Annotated in this window: 14 protein-coding genes; 6 read left to right on the top strand and 8 right to left on the bottom strand. The window is 47.9% G+C overall.

The genetic code is table 11. The features are described 5' to 3' along the window. Window positions 1-39: 39 nt before the first annotated feature. Together JW881_12360 and JW881_12355 are read right to left on the bottom strand one after the other, a co-directional pair. Window positions 40-1,257 (bottom strand): carbohydrate kinase family protein, encoded by a 1,218-nt coding sequence (locus JW881_12360; GenBank protein ID MBN1698298.1) that lies wholly within the window; start codon window positions 1,255-1,257, stop codon window positions 40-42. Between the two features lie 276 nt (window positions 1,258-1,533). After that, on the bottom strand, window positions 1,534-2,577 hold the full coding sequence (locus JW881_12355; protein ID MBN1698297.1) for an endo-1,4-beta-xylanase: 1,044 nt from the start codon (window positions 2,575-2,577) through the stop codon (window positions 1,534-1,536). A 286-nt stretch (window positions 2,578-2,863) separates the two neighbouring features. Between JW881_12355 and JW881_12350 the strand changes: the two genes are divergently transcribed. Next, entirely contained in the window at window positions 2,864-5,686 is a 2,823-nt protein-coding gene (locus tag JW881_12350; protein MBN1698296.1) for a glycosyl hydrolase 115 family protein, read from the top strand. A 25-nt stretch (window positions 5,687-5,711) separates the two neighbouring features. Here JW881_12350 and JW881_12345 read toward each other — a convergent pair whose 3' ends face one another. From JW881_12345 to JW881_12335, 3 genes are all read right to left on the bottom strand, one after another. Next, on the bottom strand, window positions 5,712-6,371 hold the full coding sequence (locus tag JW881_12345; protein ID MBN1698295.1) for a response regulator transcription factor: 660 nt from the start codon (window positions 6,369-6,371) through the stop codon (window positions 5,712-5,714). 17 nt (window positions 6,372-6,388) lie between these two features. Next, window positions 6,389-9,232 (bottom strand): substrate-binding domain-containing protein, encoded by a 2,844-nt coding sequence (locus JW881_12340; protein MBN1698294.1) that lies wholly within the window; start codon window positions 9,230-9,232, stop codon window positions 6,389-6,391. A gap of 92 nt (window positions 9,233-9,324) precedes the next feature. Continuing rightward, entirely contained in the window at window positions 9,325-10,416 is a 1,092-nt protein-coding gene (locus JW881_12335; protein ID MBN1698293.1) for a hypothetical protein, read from the bottom strand. Window positions 10,417-10,567: 151 nt separating this feature from the next. Here JW881_12335 and JW881_12330 point away from each other — a divergent pair, with 151 nt between their 5' ends. Both JW881_12330 and JW881_12325 read left to right on the top strand, forming a co-directional pair. Next, window positions 10,568-11,854: an oligosaccharide flippase family protein gene (locus tag JW881_12330; protein ID MBN1698292.1), complete on the top strand. Its 1,287-nt coding sequence runs from the start codon at window positions 10,568-10,570 to the stop codon at window positions 11,852-11,854. Between the two features lie 146 nt (window positions 11,855-12,000). Further along, window positions 12,001-13,296, top strand: coding sequence for a hypothetical protein (locus JW881_12325; GenBank protein MBN1698291.1), 1,296 nt, complete (start codon window positions 12,001-12,003; stop codon window positions 13,294-13,296). Between the two features lie 9 nt (window positions 13,297-13,305). On the opposite strand, the gene JW881_12320 is transcribed toward JW881_12325, so the two are convergent. Further along, window positions 13,306-15,003: a hypothetical protein gene (locus JW881_12320; GenBank protein MBN1698290.1), complete on the bottom strand. Its 1,698-nt coding sequence runs from the start codon at window positions 15,001-15,003 to the stop codon at window positions 13,306-13,308. Between the two features lie 141 nt (window positions 15,004-15,144). Between JW881_12320 and JW881_12315 the strand changes: the two genes are divergently transcribed. The 3 genes from JW881_12315 (at window position 15,145) to JW881_12305 (ending at window position 19,414) form a co-directional block, all read left to right on the top strand. After that, window positions 15,145-16,575, top strand: a complete 1,431-nt coding sequence (locus JW881_12315; protein ID MBN1698289.1) for a sugar transferase — start codon at window positions 15,145-15,147, stop codon at window positions 16,573-16,575. Window positions 16,576-16,709: 134 nt separating this feature from the next. Beyond that, window positions 16,710-17,915, top strand: coding sequence for a hypothetical protein (locus JW881_12310; protein MBN1698288.1), 1,206 nt, complete (start codon window positions 16,710-16,712; stop codon window positions 17,913-17,915). 2 nt (window positions 17,916-17,917) lie between these two features. Beyond that, the gene (locus tag JW881_12305) at window positions 17,918-19,414 is read left to right on the top strand and encodes an SLBB domain-containing protein (protein ID MBN1698287.1); all 1,497 of its coding nucleotides are present in this window, start codon (window positions 17,918-17,920) and stop codon (window positions 19,412-19,414) included. Window positions 19,415-19,470: 56 nt separating this feature from the next. On the opposite strand, the gene JW881_12300 is transcribed toward JW881_12305, so the two are convergent. Together JW881_12300 and JW881_12295 are read right to left on the bottom strand one after the other, a co-directional pair. Next, window positions 19,471-19,842, bottom strand: coding sequence for a zf-TFIIB domain-containing protein (locus JW881_12300; protein MBN1698286.1), 372 nt, complete (start codon window positions 19,840-19,842; stop codon window positions 19,471-19,473). A gap of 10 nt (window positions 19,843-19,852) precedes the next feature. Continuing rightward, complete coding sequence (locus JW881_12295; protein MBN1698285.1) at window positions 19,853-21,079, bottom strand: hypothetical protein; 1,227 nt, start codon at window positions 21,077-21,079, stop codon at window positions 19,853-19,855. Between the last annotated feature and the right edge of the window lie 93 nt (window positions 21,080-21,172).

Below are 21,172 nucleotides of genomic sequence, written 5' to 3'. Positions count from 1 at the left end.
CGTCTCCTTGTTTGTTTTCAAATTATCGTGTCAGGCTGCTTAGGATTCCCATTTGCCGCTGTTACGCGGTCCGACCCAGAATCCCTTCTCGTACTTCCAGCCTTGTTCGTTTATCTTCAATTCCTTGGTTTTCCATCCTGCCTTGATCCGTTTTGTCAGATCATCGAATCCCTTGTTCCATGTCAATCCGTCGGGAACGGTGACGTTCATGCTGCCTGCAGCATTTGCGTACCTGAGGCACGATTCGATCGAATGTTCCCATACAAAGGCCGAGAGGAATCCGGCAATAGCGGAATCGCCCGAACCGAGTGCACCCACGAATTTTTCTTCTTCGTAGACCGGGAACCAGAGTTCCCTGTTTGCCCAGTTTTCGATATTCGAACCTCCGGCCGCGCCCAGTTCTTTGAGCCGTCTGCTTTCTCCCGTTCGTATGTAAAGTCCACGGTGTCCGCATTTTACCATCGCGATGGCGGAGCCCATTGCGATCAGGTCGTCACCCATCCTCGTTATCTCGTCGACTGTCATGTGATCGAGAACGCTTTCCTTCGGTCCAAGACGGTTTTTCTTTTCGAGAAACTGATGTTTATAAAGAAAATAAAAAAGTTCCTCGGCACTCGGTACCATGATGTCGGACAATGGTACCCAGTCTTTCAAAATGGAGGACCAGTCGACCTGGCCCGCGGGGCTGTTGACATCGGGAAGAGAAAGATCGAGGGCGGTCGTCGTTCCCAATTCCTTTGTTTTTTTGAGTATCTTTGTTAACTCTGCGCCATTGTTCCTGTACAGTTTCGCCATCCATGGCGGATAGCCGAAAAGCATAAGCTTTGTCCGCTTGACGAGGTCGAAATTCATATCGTCATACCCGAAGGTATCGTTTGCACCGCAATGATGCAGGTAAAAACGGTCGATTCCCGGTATACAGATCGCGATCGTATACGAGGTTGATTCTCCTTCAACCACTTTAATCCCTTCGAAATGGCCTTCGTGCTCTTCATACCACCGAAGAATCTGTTTCCCGAAGTCATCGTTTCCGATCTTTCCGATTAATTCGGTCTTGACGCCGAGACGCCGTATCGATACGCCGGCGTTGGTGACGGGGCCTCCGCCGACAACCACACATTCTCCCATATTGATCATTTTGCCGGGAACCAGCACGTCCGTCAGTTTGTCGACGCTGTGATCGATGTTAAAAGCAGGTATCAGATCGAGGCATGTATGACCCGCCGCAACAATCTCGAGATCTTTCTCATAATCCATAATTCGTACTCCTTCTATTTAATTGATAAAAAATATATTGATATTCACATCAAATTGAGGTTGTTCCGCACCCTGGAATAAGGCTGTTTCAAAACCTCGCGACACGATATACAGCTTGATTTCAATACAAATGGCGCTGTATATAGTGGTTATTATTATCACTCCATAAAACAACGAGGTTGCAAGACAGCCTCAATTATTTTCTTCTAAACACGAGTAATTGAGGTTGTGAGACAACATCAATTATCGTAGTGCGTTTCAGGTATGCATTGATTTTCACGCCGACATACTTCTAAGCACCTCATAGAACGCCTGCTTTGGTTTATAGTCACGGTCGAATAATAACGGATAATTGGTCCTGCCGCGCATAGGCCAGTTGTTCAGCCACGAATACCCGTCACTGATTCCCCATATCGTCACTCTGCCTATCCTGTCGCTCATTTTTTTGAAAATCCGAAACAACCCGGCGTAACGGTCCGCCAGGCGTTGCCGGATCTCATCCGGCAGTGTTTCCGGATACGGATCGAATGACGATTGGTAATCATATCGCAAAGAAACATCGGCACCCCTGTCTGCCCCGGGATAAGGAAGAACGTCCACATCGAGTTCGGTGATCATAACGTTTACTCCGCAATCCGAAAAACCCCGTATACTCGCTTCAATATAATCAGATCGCACCGGAAAATCAAGTGCCCAGTGTCCCTGCATCCCGACGCCGTGTATCGGAACGCCCTGCGAAAGAAGATCGCCGACAAGCCGTATAACGCCGTCCCTTTTGGGTGGATCGACGAGCGAGTAATCGTTGTAATACAATTCGGCCCCGGGATCCGCCTCATGGGCAAACTCAAAGGCCTTTGTAATATAGTCGACGCCGATAATATCAAGCCATCGCGAGGGCCTCAACGTGCCGTCGGCACTGACGGCTTCATTGACGACATCCCATCCGCCGACCATTCCTTTATAACGGCCGACAACGGTAACGATATGCTCCCGCATACGATGAAGCAGTGTCTCGCGATCGGCGGGTTTACCGGAGTCATCCTCGAATACCCATTCCGGCGTCTGGTTATGCCAGACCAGAGTATGGCCCACGATGAACATGCCGAGTTCCCTGCCCAGCCCGACAAACCGGTCGGCAGTCTCGAAAGTAAATCTCCCCTCCGTTTCCTGAAGGTGCATCCATTTCATGGCATTTTCCGCGGTGATGGAGTTGAAATTTTCTTTCAGAACTTTTACCGCTTTTTCATCTTTCCCCGTAAATTGATCTTTATTAAGTGAGGTTCCTATGCTAAAATGATTTCCTATACTCTCTTTCAACATCTGCTTTTACCAACAATGGTCGAGTTTTCTTTCGGGGTCGGCTGACAACCTTGATTTTTTTTTCGGGTTAATGGCCACACCGGCGAGATGATGATATGCATTTTTAAAATAATGGTCAACCTGATTTGAGGAAATTGGCCGGAAAATTATCAAAAATAATGTGTCGGACCGAAGGGGTATTGTCTTGTGACTCAAGACGGCAGATAGTAGTCAAAAAAACTAGATTAAAAAACGGATAGGATTGAGGGCATATGGCCGAGACAAGCCTAAGACAAACGGGAGGTAAATGATGGCGAAAAACGATAAGAAAAATGAATATATCACTTTTACGCATGAAAAGGGGGCGGGGGCATTCGTTCTTTCGGATGAGGGGCTGTCTGCACCGTTATACATCGATACCGGTGACTTTACGGGAGTGAAAAAGGCGTTCAAACAATGTGCCGTCGATATCGGGCGTGTAACGGGTACGGAACCGGACCTCGTTTTCGATACGGTTCCCCGGGCCAGGGAGATCGTTTGTGCGGGAACAATCGGTAAAAGCTCTTTGATTGACGGGCTTGCGGAAAAAAAGAAGATCGCATCCGGGATGATTGAAGGAAGGTGGGAGTCATTCATCATTCAAACGGTCGAAACCCCGTTTCCGGGTGTCGAACGCGCCCTGGTAATCGCCGGAAGCGACCAGCGGGGTACGATATTCGGAATATACGACCTCTGCCTCCGGATCGGTGTTTCCCCATGGTATTTCTGGGCCGATGTACCGATAACAAAACGCAGGGCGCTTTATGTCCTGCCCGGTTGTTATACGGAAGGCGAACCGGCCGTCAGGTACCGAGGTATTTTCATCAACGACGAATACCCGGCCCTCACCAAATGGGCCAATGAAAACTTCGGGGGCTTTACTCATCGCTTTTATGAAAAGGTCTTCGAACTGATTCTCCGCCTGAAAGGGAATTTCCTCTGGCCCGCGATGTGGGGTCATGCCTTTTATGACGACGATCCGGCCAATCCGAAGACCGCCTTCGAATATGGGATCGTTATCGGAACGTCTCATCATGAACCGATGATGCGTGCCCACAGCGAATGGCAGATGTATGGGGACGGGCCGTGGAATTACGAGAAAAACGAGGATATCCTGAAAAAGTTCTGGGAAACCGGCGTTAAGCGGATAAGCGGGTATGAGAGTATTATTACCGTCGGGATGAGGGGGGACGGTGATGAACCGATGTCCAAAGAAGCAAACATATCCCTGCTTGAAAAGATCGTGAACGACCAGCGGTGCATTATCTCCGAGTCGACCGGCAGGGAATCCGGCAATCTGCCGCAACTCTGGGCAATCTACAAAGAAGTTCAGGAGTACTATGAAAAGGGGATGAAAATACCGGATGACGTGACCATGATGTTCTGCGACGACAACTGGGGGAATATACGAAAGTTGCCCCTGAAGGGGGAACAGCCCCGAAGCGGCGGATACGGTATGTATTACCATTTCGATTATGTGGGCGCGCCGAGAAATTACAAATGGGTCAATACGTCCCAGATAACGAGAACATGGGAACAGATGAATCTCGCCTACAAATACGGTGTGGACCGGATCTGGATCGTCAATGTAGGGGACATTAAACCGATGGAGTTTCCCGCACACTTTTTTCTCGACCACGCGTGGTATGCCGATCGATGGTCCGTCTGTGACCTGAACGATTACACCCGCCGGTGGGCCAGCCGGCAGTTCGGGGAGGAATACGCATCGGAAATTGCCGATATTATTTCCCGTTATACCATGTATAACAGCCGCCGCAAGCCGGAGCTTCTCTCGCCGCATGTCTACAGCCTTGTCAATTACCGTGAGGCCGAAACCGTGCTTGCCGATTACAATGAATGCAGGCAAGCGAGCGAACGGATCTATCGCAGGCTTCCCGCAGAATACAAGGACGCCTATTATCAACTTGTCCACTATATGGTATCGGCCTGTGCCAATCTGAATGAACTATATGTGGCGGTCGCGAAAAACCGTCTCTATGCGAGACAGGGGAGGGCGTCCGCTAACGATATGGCGGACCTCGCGAGGAAATTGTTCAGCAAAGACGCCGAATATACATCATATTACAATCATGATTTGTCGGGGGGCAAATGGAATCATATAATGGATCAGACTCATATCGGGTATATTTCATGGCAACAGCCGGAAATCAATCGCCTGCCCGATGTGAAGGAGATTACGCTCCCCGACGTTGCCGATATGGGGGTCGCTATTGAAGGATCGGAAGAATGGTGGCCGGCATCCGGCTGTGATGCCGTTTTGCCCGAATTCGATTCGTACAAAAGACAGGTTTACTATATCGAGATATTCAACAGGGGGAAAAAACCATTTCGCTTTTCTGTCGAGACCGATAGAAACTGGCTTCACGCAAAGCCGGACAAAGGGGTGATCGAAACCGAACAGCGTGTTCGGATATGGTGTGACTGGAATGCGGTCCCGGCCGGAAAACACCGGGCGCATCTTCATGTCACCGGAACAGGAAAGAAGCCTGTTGCGGTGAGTGCCGCAGTCGATAAACCCGGCAGTCAGGGTGAAGAGGCGGTGAAAGGATTTATCGAGGGAAACGGTTACGTTTCCCTCGAGGCCGAACATTACAGCAGGGCGGTCGACACGGATGAAATCACCTGGAAGTGTATTCCTTCGCTGGGCAGGACACGTTCGGCGATGACGACATTTCCGGTGACCATGTCGGTACAGAGACCGGGCGGGGAGAGTCCCCGGCTTGAATATAGAATATACGTGAGGAATCCCGGCGATGTTGCGGTACGGGTTTATCTTTCGCCGACACTCGACTGCCTCAACACCGGCGGTTTATGTTACGCGGTTTCGTTCGACTCGGCCACCCCGCAGATTGTCAATATCCACGAGCATTTCTCTTATAAAGCATGGTTGAGGATGGTAAGCGACAATATAAATGTGACCTGTTCACGGCACCGGATTGAAGAGGCGGGTGGGCATGTATTGAAGTTCTGGATGGTCCATCCGGGCATCGTCCTTCAAAAGCTCGTCGTTGAAACGAAGACGATCTCACCGAGTTACCTCGGGCCTCCCGAAAGCTGTTTCAGGGAGTAACGGGAATATCGCGGGGTGATTCGGATCATCCGTATTTGTTTTGAAACCAGTTGATGGCAAACTCCCGCAGCTCGTAGGCAGTTGAAAGATTGAACTTAATTTTTATGTTGTTTCTGTGGGTTTCGACCGTTTTAACACTCATATTAAGTTTTTTGGCGATCAGTGCCGGACCCATGCCTTTCGCAATAAGCTGGAATATCTCGAATTCACGGTCACTCAGTTTATCGACAATACTCGAGCCAAGGGTCTGTTTTTTTTTCATGATACCGAGTGAAACCCGCTGCTTCATCGCGTCACTGACATATATATTGCCGGAGAGGATTTGACGGATCGCTTTCAACACCTTGTGTGAGGTCTCCTCTTTCATGATATATCCGTCCGCTCCGGTATCGATCGCCCGCTCCCCGTAGAGGGTTTCATCATGCATCGAGACAACGAGAATTTTCAGGTTCGGATAGGCGTGCGTCAATTTTCGTATGAGTTGCAGGCCATTGATCCCTTTGAGCGAGATATCTACCAGGGCAAAATCGACTTCCCTGTCTTTGATGATTTTCAGTGCTTCTTCAGCACTGCTTGCCTCTGCGACGACGGAAAAATCCTTTTCATTGTTGATAAGGTAAACGAGACCTTCACGTGAAATAGGATGGTCGTCGATAACGATAAACTTAATTTTTTTCCGTAACATTTATCTCCGCAATCCTTTTATTTTTTTCTTGGGATAATGCATGTTACCGTTGTCCCCCCTCCCCGGTTTTTTTTAATGTTCAATTTACCTCCGACAACATTCGCTCTGTATCGCATGCTTCGTATCCCCATTCCCCCCGACGATTCATATTTCTTTGGAATTCCGATACCGTTATCCGTGACGACAAGCTCCACTTTATCATACATGGAATTGATCGTTATTTCGATATGTGAAGGCTTTCCGTGCTGCACCGCATTTGTCACCGATTCCTGAACGATCCGATACAGATGTAAATTAAGGAGATTATCCTCGATTTCAACCTTAATGTCAAATATTATATGGCAGGATATTTTAAATTGCACCTGAACGCTTGAGGCCAGTTCCTTGAGCATTTCAATAAGACCACTGTATTCGAGTTCAGCCGGATAAAGGCCTTTTGCCAATGACTTTGTTTTGATGATGGTGTTTTTTATCAATTGCCGAAGGTAGCTCGCTTTTTCCGCTTTTTGGGGATCCACTTTTATCAGTTGGTTCTCGATGACACTTGCAATTGCACCGATTCCCACCATGTCCTGACAAATATCGTCATGAAGGTCCTGGCCGATTCTTCTTCTTTCATTTCCGATTACCTCGAGCACTTCCCGTTCGAGTTTCCGGCGTTCGGTAAGATCATAAAACCCGGCAAGGATGCATCGCTCGCCTTTGAAAATCATCTTCTGAAACGACGAAATAACCCAGAAATCGTGACCGTCGGTGTTATGGACCGGAATTTCAACGTTTGAAAGGTGATTTTCTTTACGTAATTTATGATGCAGTTCTTTCATGAACTCCCTGTCATACAGAAAATCCTGAAGACTGATTTCTTTATCGTATTCGCTTTTAATGCCGAAGGTCTTGCAGAAGGGCTTGTTCGCGTAAAGAATGTGCCCGTCGTTCATGCGGATAATCACGAGGGGGATAGGGGTCGCTTCCGTAATGGCGCGCAGGTTTTTCTCGCTTTCTTTCAGACTTTCTTCCACTTTTTTTCTCAGTTGTATCTCTTCTTCGAGTTGCCTGTTCGATATGGTGAGGTCCCTGGTTCGTTTCGCGACCTGTTTTTCGAGATTTCCCGCATATTGCTTTATCTCTTCCAGCAGGAAAGCACCCTTGAGGGTGATGCTTATTTGCTGCCGCAGGGTATCGAATATGACCGGTTCATCCGGAAACATCTCGCAGAAAAGGAACCCGAATTGATCATATTGAAAATAGAGTGGTTCCAGGATCATTGTACAACGGTGTTCGTTATAGGAGAGGCCGGGCGGGAGAATCGTCCTGCTTTTATATGACCGGTTTTTCCCTTTAATGACAAGCGGCTTTCCGCTTTTATAGGCAAGAAAAAGCCGTGCGGTATCGGGCACCTTGGATTCGTGCCGGTAGAGTGCGAGGTAGCATTGACGTATCTGTAAAGCCGAAAGTGAGGTGACCAGAACGTCCGAAAGCTTGTCGAGATCGAAGTTGGAAATCAGTGTATTCCCCACTTCGCGCAGCCGGTCCGTCCGTTTCACCAGCTGGATGCGGATATATGCCTGATACCGGCGGGAAGTATCGCCGATAAGGACCCTTGCCTGTTCGCAAATGTTTTCCGCCTTTATCAATGCTTCCCTCGAGAGATTGAATCTGAGCACGTATTTGCGGATAAGCGATATAATCTCGTGCCAGTAGGTCACCTCGATTCCCTTGATAACAGAATCATGCAGGATGGTATTCAGCATGGACAATAAAGCCTCGGAGTTCGGGTTTTTCATATCGTTATAGAAGGAAACGATAAGGCCGCGGACCTGTTCTTTGAACTGATCGTCGGTAAGATGTGACATCGGATTCTTGTTTAGTATATCCGAACATTCTTCGATGATATCGTCTTTGTAGGAAAGGAAGTCCTCGGAGAAAGAAACGCCGCTTGTCGCCGTATCATTGATGAAAACCTGTTTTGCGATATGTGAAAAGCAGCCGCAGGATTGGCGTATAACAGCGTGTGAGGGGAGGACGATGTTCGGCGGGGTCTTTTCGTTCCCGACGATTCCGGCGATGAGCTGCAATGCCTTTTGTCCCAACGTGTAAATAGGCTGGTTTACCGTCGTTAACGGGGGGGTGTAATTCTGGCTTTCCCTGATATTATCATACCCGGTTACAATGATGTCTTTCGGTACGCTGATACCCCTTGCCTGCAGGGCTTCGAGCACACCGATCGCCATTGAATCGTTTGCCGCGACAATCGCATCCACGTTTCCTTTGAGTGTGTTCATAAGGGTGTCGACGGCCTGTTTCCCCGAGTCTTCAAGAAAGTCCCCCTGTATGTATTGCCTGTCATCAAACGGGATGCCGTGGTTGGCGAGTACGTCCCTAAAGACGTTGAAGCGTTCTTCGGCCTCCTGATGCCCCCGGGGACCGGATATGAATGCGAACTTTCGACAGCGATGGCCGGTGATGAGGTGTTCGATGAGGCTGAACAGGCCGGTTTTGTTTTCCGCAATGACGCTCGGGACATTCTCGAAGGTCAAACCGATACTCACGACGGGGAGGGCTTGATAGGATCTGATAAAGTGATAGAGTTCGTCCTTTGTGATACATTGACCGATCGTGCTTGCCAGGATGATAATACCGTCGACATTCTCCCTGCCGGCGAGTTGATAGATGACGTTTGCCTGCGATTCGAAACGGTATTTCGACTGTATGATTTCACCGGGAAAACAGATGATGTCGATATCCCGGCATACGGCTTCGTCGCAAATTCCCCGCCATATCTCCTTCTGGTATTCATAATCCAGTTTCGTGACAAAGAATCCAATGGCTGTACGGTTTTTTTTCACGGATTTTTTTTTCATCGATGATTCGCTACTATAGTATTACAGAAAGCATCATGTGTCAATGTGGACAGACATACATTACCGGTTCGACGGTGAAGCGGCCCGGTCGATTATTTTTTCAGGGCGCTATCCGGATTTTCACTAAGGGATGCCAAAAGACGGTCGCAAAGAAGCCGCGCCGCGATCCTGTGCCCCGCCTCCGTCCAGTGCAGATGGCCTTTGAGACGATAGAGTGTTTCACTGCTGCGGGCTGAGAGGAGGGGATAGCGTGTATGAACGATGTCGTCTTCCGTAATCAACTTCAGAGCGCCGGCGGGAAGGTTTGATTCGGCAAACGTGAAGTCTATGATATCGAGGAGAAAAAAGGAAATATTTCGTTTATTACATTCTTCTTTTATTTTATCGAGCAACTTTGCACCGAGGAGCGTCCGGGCTGTTTCCTTTTTTATCGTATCCCCGGAAATATCGTCAAGGTTCCTTTCATAGTCTTTTGTTTTTATAAAATACGCGAGCTGTTCCCTCAACAGGCAGAGGAGGTGCGAGTTTTCGGCAAGCCAGCGATAGATACCGAGCGAGTAGAGAAAGTCTCTTTCTTTTACGGCGGGAAGATAGGTTTCCGCCGACCTCGATAACTCGCCGTCCGGGCCCATCGAAAAAAGCCCCGTCCGCACATTATCGTCGAGATCGTTCTGGTAATATCCGACGATGACGATATCGGGATTAAAATTAAAACCGAAGGTTTGAAGCATGATCAACTCTTCGGCGGTACTGAACCCGCTGACGGCGCAATTGATGACTTCGACGCCCGGATATTTTTTCTCAAGGCATTGCTCGAGCAGATAAAGATAGGAATCTTCCACATTGACTTCATAGCCCTGCGTAAAAGAATCGCCGACAGCGACTATCCTGAGTATACCTTCCGGTTTTTCGAATGTGTATTCGCGGTCGCTTCGAATCCCCATTGAGTTTATCCTGAACCCGACCCGGGCCTCGGGCGAGGTGTGGAAATACCGGACGTTCGGGATATTGACACGGATCCCGCCGCTTCCTGCCGTCACATAACGGGGGAAGAGTACCTGCGGGAAGAAAAGACGGACGGTACATTCACCCGCAATCAGGGCGATAATGATCGAAAGAAAGGTGAGTAAAATCCGCTTTATCCATGTGTTGCGGCGTCCATTACCTTTTTTTCCATTGACCATCGGTATTTCCTTTCACCGGACTACGAAAACAATGTAATGACAATACTATAAGTGATAGAATTTTAAAGCGCAAGAGTTATTTTCAGGTCTTTCCGGCGAAACATGCTTTTATTGCTACTCTTGTTGATATACATTATAATGTCATCACCTCGTGAAACAAAAAGAACTTGTCCGTGATATTTTTAAAACGACAGCACTCGTGATCGCCGGCAAATCCGTCGGCTTTCTTGTTCCTTTTATAATAGGGGCGCTTTTCGGTATAAGCGGCGATATGGATGCTTTCTTTTTCACTTATGGTTTGCTTTTCTATATATCGATTATTTTTTCTTCGACTATCGCCATGGTTATTGTCCCGTATGTCGCGGAAGCGCGGTCAACAGGCGGCGATATCGGAAAATTTGTCGGTTCTCTTCTGGTTTCCATAACATTGTTGATCCTTCTTTTGAGTCTGATAATTATTCCTTTGCTACATCCGGTACTCGGTCTGGTCACACAATTCAACAAGGAATCATTACGGCTTATTTTCGTGTTATATATTGAAATGATCCCGTTGGTTCTCCTGATCGTCTATGCCGGTGTTTTTGACGGTATTTTGAACGCATACAAGAAGTTTGACGCACCCGCCCTTTCTCCGGCCCTCCGTGCGGTCGTTCTCATCGTCGTTATGTTTCTGTTTCAGGGTACCATAGGTATTCATGCTATCGTGCTCGGCTATATAACAGGCGAGTTGTTTCGCCTTGCCGTTCTGGTGGTCATGGTAAAAATAAACAAACTCTTTACATTTCGTTTTTCTTTTTTCCCCGACGTCCGGTTGAAAGAGTTCTTTCGCAAAGCGGGGTTCCAGCTTATTGGTGTGCTGTCAATCAATCTAAACTCATTAATCGATAAAACGATGGCCTCCTGGCTTGATGAGGGGAGTGTTTCAATTCTCTACTACGGCGACCGGCTTTTTATGGTCCCCGCCAATATCATCATGACGGGACTCGGCGTCGCATTGCTTTCCCATTGGAGTGAACAATACTATTCGGGTGAAAAAAACAGGTTACGGCATCAGGTGAACAGAACCGCACTGCGCGTGTGTTTGGTGATCATTCCACCCTTGCTTTTGTTGATGTTTTTTCACAGGGAACTGGCTATGTTTGTTTTCGGATTCAGTAATTTCAGCGATCATGACATACTGCTTATTGCAAGGGTATTTTTCTTGTATGTCATCGGGCTTCTTCCCTACGTCGCTTCCCAGATTTATGCCAGGGGCCATATCGTTATGAAAAAAACCAGAATCATCATGATCGGTTCGCTATTGTTATCCTGTTTAAATGTCTGTTTTAATGTTGTGTTTATGAATATAATCGGTGTGGAGGGACTGGCCTTGTCGACAAGTATCGTGTCTGTAGCCGGATTTATATTCTTTATATTGACATTCAGGTATACCCATTGATTCAATCGATTTTACTCTGTTGAGTTCGATCGACGAATCGGGTATAATCGAATAACAGAAGGCTATTGTCGCCCGATAAAACTATGCAGACGAATGAGGCAATTATAACAGGTTACAAAACAGAGAAATGGATTCATTTTTTACTTATGACTACCGGTCTGTTTCTCCTCGTTCAGGATCTCATTGCAAGGAATATAAGCGAATACGGACAGCTTTTCAGCCTGGTAAAATATGCAGAGGAAATTATCGCTATCGTCCTGTTTGCATTGATTATTTGTTATCATATTTTTTTACGGTCTATTATCAGAATGACAAACATCGACTTTTTTCTTGTTTTCTTCATCATCATCAATCTTATTTCAGGAATAATAAACAAAGTGCCTTTTTTTATCTTTCTTTCGCAATCGATATTATATCTCAAAGGCTTTTTTATATTTTTTATTTTTTATTATTTGAGATGCGAAGAAGATGTGCTGAAAAAATATATCCTGGTTTTTTTTCGGGCCGGGGCGATCGTCCTTTTTTTCGGTTTTGTGGATCTGATAATCCCCCACCGGTTCAGGGCGCTTATCGGAAACGCGGCCTTTGTCGATTACCGTTTTTCCATCCCTTCGGTCCAATCGGTCTTCACCCATCCTGTCTATTTCGGATGGTTCATGAGTTTTATGTCGCTTTTCAGCTTCGCTTTTTTTGCCGTTTACAAAAAGACGCGGTATTTTTTTATGAGTCTCTGTTTTTTTGCAGGCTGTTTTCTCTCAATGAGGGTGAAGTCGATTATCGGATTCGCGATTGCCCTTTTCGCGGGGTTTCTCCTCATCCCGCTCGAGCGGAAAAAGCACCTGACCGGTGTCTTTCTCATCTTCGCATTGATCGTCCTTCTCGTTCTGGGGCCGACGGTGGCGGGGCTTTTCCAGTCGAAAATGCAGCTTTATGTGATCGGTGAAAACAGGATGGATGCGGCGAGGAATGTCCTTTATATAAAGAGCGCCGAGGTGGCCGTCGACCATTTCCCTTTCGGGGCGGGGCCGGGGCGGTTCGGTTCGTGGCTGAGCAGGATTTTCTACAGCCCGGTTTATGAAAAGTACGGACTCTCGAAGGTCTGGGGTATGTCGAAGGAGAATCCCTATTTTATCACGGACACCTTCTGGCCCATGATCCTGGGGGAATCGGGGATATTGGGATGCCTTTCGTATATCATTATCCTGCTGATTTTTTTCTTCACCCTGCGGGATCGGGCCGTTCGAACGGGCAGCCGGCTGTTTTGCGCGTTTTACATGGGAGCCTTCATGGTACTTATCGAAAGTATCGCAGAGAGTATCGCCACCCCCGTCTTTGTCAATCCGCCCCCCTCCATTTTTGTATTCGGGGCGATCGGGATCTGTTATTCACTCGCGCGGACGGAAAAAAGCGGGGAACCGCTTTTGAAAAAATACACGACATGAAACCGCCGCCTACCTGAAAATACTCACGGAAAAGCCGACGATATTTCTCGTCTCGTCGTCACGGGGCGTCATGCCGCTTTTGTTTTCATCCTCGAATGTATATGAAAAACCATAAAAGACCTCAAAACAGACGGGAAGGTTTTTAAGGCTGTATGAAGCCCGAAGGGTGACGATGTTGATCCATTCATAGAGTCCGTCCTGTAAAAAACGCTTTTTCGGGTATTGGGAAGCGATATCGTAGTGAAAGTACTCGTCGATATCGCCGTAAATAGCAGGAACATAAGCCCCGGAATAGTCGTTCGTTCCGTGCCTGATGAGTCGATACCCGAACGATACAAGCAACCCCGAAAAAGGCATGGTTTCAAGCATGAGGAGAAAGGAATCGGAGTTGGGCGGAAGCGGGAAACCGATATTCTCCCCGTCATGGGTGTAGCTGAGATCGACGTTGGTTTCAGGGCTTGCCGGATTGACTTCGGGGTAATGGGCGTAGACAAACGGTTCGATTTTTGTATACTGCATGCACAGAAGCGAGAAGGGGATGAAAGGAAGGGGGACCCTGATTCCCGCCTGGAAAGCGAAGGCGTTTCGCGGATTGGAAAAGAGTTCTTCAATGTGAGAGAGTTCCATTTCGTCGATAAAGAGTGAGAGGTATACTTGCGCGATACCGGGAAATGTATACACTGCCTCGATGGAAAGGAAAACATTGTCGAAATCGCCGTTCAGATTCTGATGAATCAGCGGGTACAGGAGGGGGGCGCAATATCCCGGTTCGAAACGTTTGCCCCAAAGCGCGATCGATGCGGCAAAAACGGAAAAAGATGTGAAGGGATTGAACTGAAGCATTTCGATTGTGACCATTTTTTGATAGGTTGGGTTGCCGCTGTCTTCTTTCAGCCCCTGATCGGCCCGCCAGTTGCCGAGAGAGCCGATCAGATAGGAATAATGGAACCACGGGAGGGGCCGTGCATGGAATTCGAGGGCCTCGAAAGGCCGGGCCGTTTCGGAAAGGAAAAGGCTCCCCTCGCCGGCGCCCCAGTTTCTCCGCAGACGGGCGAGTCTTATGGAAAGCGCGTGGTCGAAGAGGATTGCGGTGATTTCATTTTCAAGGAGAAATGAAAAATAGGGGACGGGTTCTATCCCGTCCGCGCTGTACCGGGGTTCACCGAACCCGATATGAAAGCCGTCCCATTCCTTTGTAAAGGTATAGGGGAGGAAAGCTTCGGGGGCGACTTTATCGAATGTGGCGCCGAAGGCCCCGTTATATGAAAGGCTATCACCGATATCGCCCCTGAGATAAAAAGCGAGGGCGTGATGCATATGCCAGGCTTCGGGTTTGTTGAGATTGCATCTGAAAACCGATAGTTCATCGATTCCTATGGCGCAAAGGCCCAGAACACCAACCCCTGCGATATTACCCCGGGAGAAGCCCGTTTTATCCTGCTTGAACGAATCACAGAAACCCCCGATTATTTCCTGTTCCTGAGGGAGGAGTTTACCGGCGCCGTTCAGTATCGCCCCGAGATACCCGGTGACATTCGATGCCGCATAGGGTTTCGCGCGGGGGAGGTGGGGGATCAGACCCCTGATTTCCGCGTACTCGAGAATAAAATAAACGGGGCGGTCGATACGAACGGAGAGATGGTTTTGGGGATATGATAATTGAGTCAGACAGAGGCCTATGCCGATGAAGAAGGCGGTTTTTTTCATACATAATGTCCTTTGGTTCATATCATAAAGATTTTTACGGCCCGGAACAAGGATAAATACAGCCGATTTTTCATGATATTTCCCACATTTCCTGGAAAAAACGTGAAAGAGATATTATATTTTGTAGTGGGGCGATAAAATATGGCAGGGCGTTTTTATAAATTTTTTGTGTTGCTTCTCGCACATATCGTAATGACGCTGTTTTTCTTTTTCATCTGCCTTTCGATTATTCCGGTGGTGCTGCGGTCACGGCCGGAGCAGCAATTGATCCTCTTTTCCTTTCATGCGTTCTATTGCCTGCTTTATTTTGTTTTACTCTGGAAGGATCTTTACAGCCGGAGCTCGACGATGTTCTTCAGTCCCCGGACATGGAGCCTTATCGTAAAGAACCTTTTTCTTTCCACAAGCTTTATGGCCCTCGTCATGTTTCTCACCTATTCGGCGGATGTCATTTTTACGCTTTCGATATTCAGGGCCGGTTTTTTCAGGATAGTTGCCGTTATTTTCATAGTCGATATGTGCTGCTCGGTTCTTCTGCATTTTTTCCAGTTCGGATGGATACGGCTGCTTGTCGAACAGGGGTATCTGAAAAAGAATGTCATCATCATCGGAAAGCCGGACAGGAGATTTCCCGTTTCGCGGTTTTTCTCCGAATCCTACGGGACGAAGATATATAAAGGAAATATCTATGGAAACGAGTCGGGCTGGTTTTTTTCGGATCGGGACAAAAGGGAAAGGAAGATAACGCTGGAAGATATTCCGCACCTCCTCTGGAAAGAGATTATCGGCGAAGTCCTCATTTTTATCGGCAGGGAAATAAGCGATGTCCACATTTATATGCTCGCGAAGTTTTGCAGGGACAACAGTATCGCCTACAGTATCGTGCCCGATATTGAAAAGCTCATGGAGAAAGATTTCTGGAACAATCCTTTCTCATACATACCGGTTATCGAACATTGGGAAAGCATGAGGGACTCGCTTACCCTTATCACATGCAAACGCTTTATCGACCTCATTCTGGTTTCCTTTTCATTACTCATCGCTATCCCGATCGGTCTTATTATCGCGGTGATCATCAAATGCGAGGATGGCGGCCCTGTTTTTTATATAAGCAGGAGAGTCGGTAAAAACGGAAAAGTAATCAAATTTTACAAATTCAGATCCATGGTTGTCGATGCCGACAAAAGGAAACGGGAACTCCTTCAGCTTAACCGGCGCAAGGACGGGCCGCTTTTCAAAATCGACAATGATCCCCGCGAAACAAAAACAGGCAGGATTCTCAGGCGGTTCAGTCTTGACGAATTGCCGCAGTTGATCAATGTACTCAGGGGAGATATTTCCCTTGTCGGTCCCCGTCCCCACCTCGTCGATGAAGTCGCGTTGTATACCTCCCGCGACCGGCTGCGGCTTGAATGTTTTCCCGGTATCACCTGTTATCCGCAGATTTTCGGAAACACGGCAATAAGTTTCAGAAAGGTCGTGGATCTGGACCTTTCCTATCGAAGAAAATGGTCGCTTTTTCTCGATATGAAGATACTGGCATCGAGTCTCAAAGTGTCGCTTTTTCAATAACCTCGGGACGAATACCGGACTGGAAGATACTTTCGTTTCCTGTTTTTTTCGAATAACAAACTGCTATACTGTCATGATTCCTTTTTATTCACCCTCTTTACAAAGAAGTCTTTTTCTTATATCTTTAAAGAAATATGAAGTCACAACCTCGACGTGACGAAGAGTTTGATCTGCTTCGATTTATGGGTGTTTTTTATAAATACAGAATGCTCATCCTGGTGATGACCGGTATTATCGCCGGAGTCGGGCTGTTTTTTCTGTTCGTGACGTCGATTCTTCCTTCCCGGATCAGTATTCTTCCCGATATGTACCGGCCGGTCGCCGTTATTCTCGTGAACGAACGGACTTCGGGAGATATTATCAGTTCGCTTCTTTCGTCGTTGCCTTTTCCCGGCCAAAGTTCAATCGTGGGCGGCGGGGCAAGCAGCTTCAGCTATGGAAAACTGGCGGAAGTTCTCCTTCACAGCAATTCGATAATCGATATCGTCGCGGAAGAGTTTCAAATGGCGGAACGATACAATGTCGTCCGGTATAAAAAAGGGGATACGCGAAATAAAATCCTGAAGTACCTTTCCGTCGACTATGATGAGGAAACGATGCTTGTTACCATCGGTTATACGGATTACGATCCGGAATTCGCGACCAGAGTGGTGAACAGGTTTGTCGAATTACTCGACAAACGATTTCTTTCCATCGGCGGGAACAGGATCATCATGCAGAAACAGCTTCTCGAAACAAAAATAACGGAAGTCAAGGCGGAGATCGAGGTCCTGGAAAGCCAGATCCAGGAGTTTCAGAAAAAATACGGGGTTCTGGATATCGACAGCCTGGCGATGGAGCAGGTGACGATGATGGCGGGCTTCCGAAGCCAGCTTATCCTGAAAGAGATGGAGATCAAGACATATTCGGATTTTTCCCGGATCGAGGACCCGGTCATAAAGCGGCTGAAAGCGGAGCGCGATAATCTGCTTGGACTTATCGGGGAAATGGAGTCGGGTTTTTCCGAGTATATGGATGTCATTCCTTCCCAGAAAGATCTTCCCGATATCGCGCAAAGCTTCTACCACCTGGAACGGGATCTTTCCGTCCAGGAAAAAATATATGAAATTCTGGTTCAACAGTATGAGGTAATCAAGCTTTCGATGGAGGGCGTGCCCATGTTTCAGGTGCTGGAAACCGCCGATGTCCCCGATATGGAAATAGGTCCCCACAGAAAAACACTTTTCATCACAATTACTGTCATCGGCTGCGTCCTGAGTATTTTCACCGCTTTTATTGTCAATACGATTCAAATGATCCGGAATGATCCGGATAGACTGAAACGGATAAAGGGGCAATAACCATGGGGAAAAAACTAGCCGTATGGCTGCTCTTTCTTTTATCGACACAGGGGCTCCATGCCGAAGAAAATGATATCCCTGATTTTAATTCGGATTTTCGGGCTTTTACGGATGCGCCGGATGCAAAGGTACTGCTTGCCGTCTCGACGGCGGCATATCCGGTGACACCGGGGGATGTGTATCAGCTTGTCTATATGGATTCACAGGGATTGCGGTCGCTGGAGATGATCGTGTCGGGGGATTATTCGGTAAATCTGACGCTTTTCGGGAAAATAAATGCGGAAAATCTTACCTATACCAGGCTGCAGAAGAAAATCGAAGAGATAATTCAACATGCGTATCCGGGAAGCGGTCCCCAGCTTATTCTTCAGTCAACGGGTATGTTTCAGGTATTTTTACAGGGTGAAGTGGAAAAGGACGATTTTGTCGGCTGCTGGGGGCTGTCGAGGCTTTCGGATATATTGCAGGGAAAGACTACCCCCTATGCGTCATTCAGAAATGTGGCCGTCATTTCAAAAGACGGTACGAACAGGGAATATGATCTGTTCGGCGCAGTCAGGGCCGGTAAGGTGGAACAGAATCCGTTTCTGAGACCCGGCGATACCGTTATCGTAAAAAAGGCCGGGCGGCGGGTTACCGTTCATGGTGAAGTAAGGCGGCCGGGTACCTATCAGCCGCTGCCGGGCGAAGGGCTACGGGAACTGATCGGTTTTTATGCGGACGGATATACCGGGCAGGCCGGCCCTGAAGCGATACGTATCACCCGCTATAACACCCAAACGGGCGGGGGAGCGCGCACGTTGTATTATAACGGGTCCGATATATCAACGACAGAGGTGACGATTGAGGATATGGACGATGTGTTTGTGCCGGCAAGGAAGGAAATGCTTCATGTCGCTTATTTTGAGGGGGCCCTGATGCTGCCGGAAAAGGGGGAAGCGGACGGGGCATCGCAGGCATTCCCTACCGGCAAATATATCCACCGGTTCGCACCCGGTGAACGTCTTTCCACCGCCGTCAGCAGGATTGCCGACCGTCTTGTTTTCTCCGCAGACCTGAAAAGCGCCTATATTATCAGGGAAAGCGAGGAAAAACCGATTCCCGTGAATCTTGAGGCCCTTCTTTATACGGATTCCCCCGATGAGGATATTGAACTCAATCCTTTTGACAGGATAATCATCCCGTTCAAGCAATTTTTTGTGACGGTAAGCGGGGCGGTTTTTCTTCCCGGCAGGTATCCGTATGTGCCGGACAGGGACTACCGCTATTACATCGAGATGGCCGGGGGCAGCGACCCGGCGAAAAACCTCAATAACACGGTCCGTATCGCGGATGCCGACAATGTGAAACAGCCGTCGGACAGGGTGATCCGGCCGGAAGACAGAATTTTTGTCGAGTACAACAATCCCCTCTATCATATCAACCAGTGGGCGGTCTTTATCAGCGCGGCCGTGTCGGTAACGGCCCTGGTCTTCAGCATCGTGCAGATTTCGAAATAGGTGCGGGATTCAGGTGCTTTGCCAGAATAAAATATCAAGTGAAAAAAACGCAGAAATCACCGCGCGTAAAGTTTTGCGAGTTTAGTGAGTTCACCCCGGTCGAGCCAGACGCCTTTGCAGGTCGGACAGCGGTCGATGTTGACCTCCGGGGCTTTGTTGTTTTTCATGTGCTGCAATGCGATACGGCAGCGGGGGCATTGCCTGTTCCCTTCTTTCATTTCGACGGTTTTTTGTTCCGATGTATCGAGATGTTTGATATAGAAATCACTTACTGTGAAGAGATCGATAAGTTCTCCCTTATCGAGCCATATGCCGCCGCACCGGGGGCACCGGTCGATCGTGATTGTTTTTTCACACTGCACTTTCTCCATTTTTTCGGAAGGACAATTAATACAGGAAAGCGACTCCGGTTCCGATGTGAAAGCCATATCTTCCCCCTTATTCCATGAGTTTTTCGAAACAGGCGTCCAGCCATGGCTGGACTTCATAATAGTAGGCATCCTGGGTCATGAGAAAGGCAAAGAAGGCCTCTTCATATCGTTCGGTGAAATAGTATATCTGGCCGCAATAAAAGGAGGCTCGGGCCTGGAGTTCGTCTGAATGCTTTACTCTCAGGAAATCTTTCAATTTTTCCTCGGCGATATCGAATTTTTTCTTTGCGAACAAGCCATTGACGATATGCTGGAGTGTGGTCGCCTCCCCTTCGGTTGCCGCGGTATCGATTTCGAGAATCTGCATTTTGATTTTCGGTGTGGAAGGAAATGTCAATCCGCGGCTCAGGTTGTCGACCGCTTTCTCCGTCTCTTTGCTCAGTTTCTTTTCTTCGGGCAGATAGGAGGAAACGGACGGAACGAGTTTTTTCCCGTCTTCGACATCGGAGAGAATCGAGATATAGGGGAGGGGGATCGGCCGTCCGGCCGTCGACGACGATTTTTCTTCCTTGCCGCCGATGGGGATGGTAACAGGCTTGGCAAGGGTGTTTTTACCCGGTTCGAGTTCGATTTTACCGATTTTAACAAGCGCGGCATCTAAAACGGCGTAAAAGTAATCGATGCCCGCGATTGGATAATCCGTATAGGTGGTTTTGCCTTCAAGGGCAATCGGGGTGATCGACTGGATAAGGTTGTCCGATATAAGGATGGGAGACGTATTGCGGTAAAGAAGATACGTGCCGTCTTTTTTTGTCGTTTTAAACGTTACGACAATTGTATTGTCTTTTACCACCGCCTTGAGTTCCGTTATCTCTCCCGTGCGTTCGATCTCCGTCTTGCTTTCTTTTATAAAAACCCCCTCGATGGTGATATTCCTGAAAGGAATGAAGAGGCTGTGAATCTCCCCGGTTTTATCTTTGATCAGGACCGCGTAATAGTATTCATCGGTATTATCGGGATAATCCACATAGGATTCCCTGTCTATTTCCAGGGAGGCAATTACATCGGCATCGGCGATATTTTCGTCATTTATTTTTTCCGTGTACCGGTACACGAGAATGGTACCATCGATATCTTTGGGATTTTTCCACATGAGTACGATCGCTATATCCGAAACGGTCGCTGTGAGACGGGACACAAATGGAGAAAACTCATCAGGCCCGTAATTCTGACCGGCTATATTGACAGCCGCCATGAAAAAAACCACGATAACGGGCACAAACGTCCTTTTCACGGTAATACTCCTCATATCGCGGCATGTTTTCTCATTCCCGGTATCCCGATTGCCGCCGTGATATCCTGCCATACTATGAGAATCGGCCTTTTT

The organism is Spirochaetales bacterium, assembly GCA_016930085.1.
Classification (GTDB): Bacteria; Spirochaetota; Spirochaetia; order SZUA-6; family JAFGRV01; genus JAFGHO01.
Note: the sequence above shows the minus strand (reverse complement) of the source record. Positions and strands in the feature narration are given on the sequence as shown.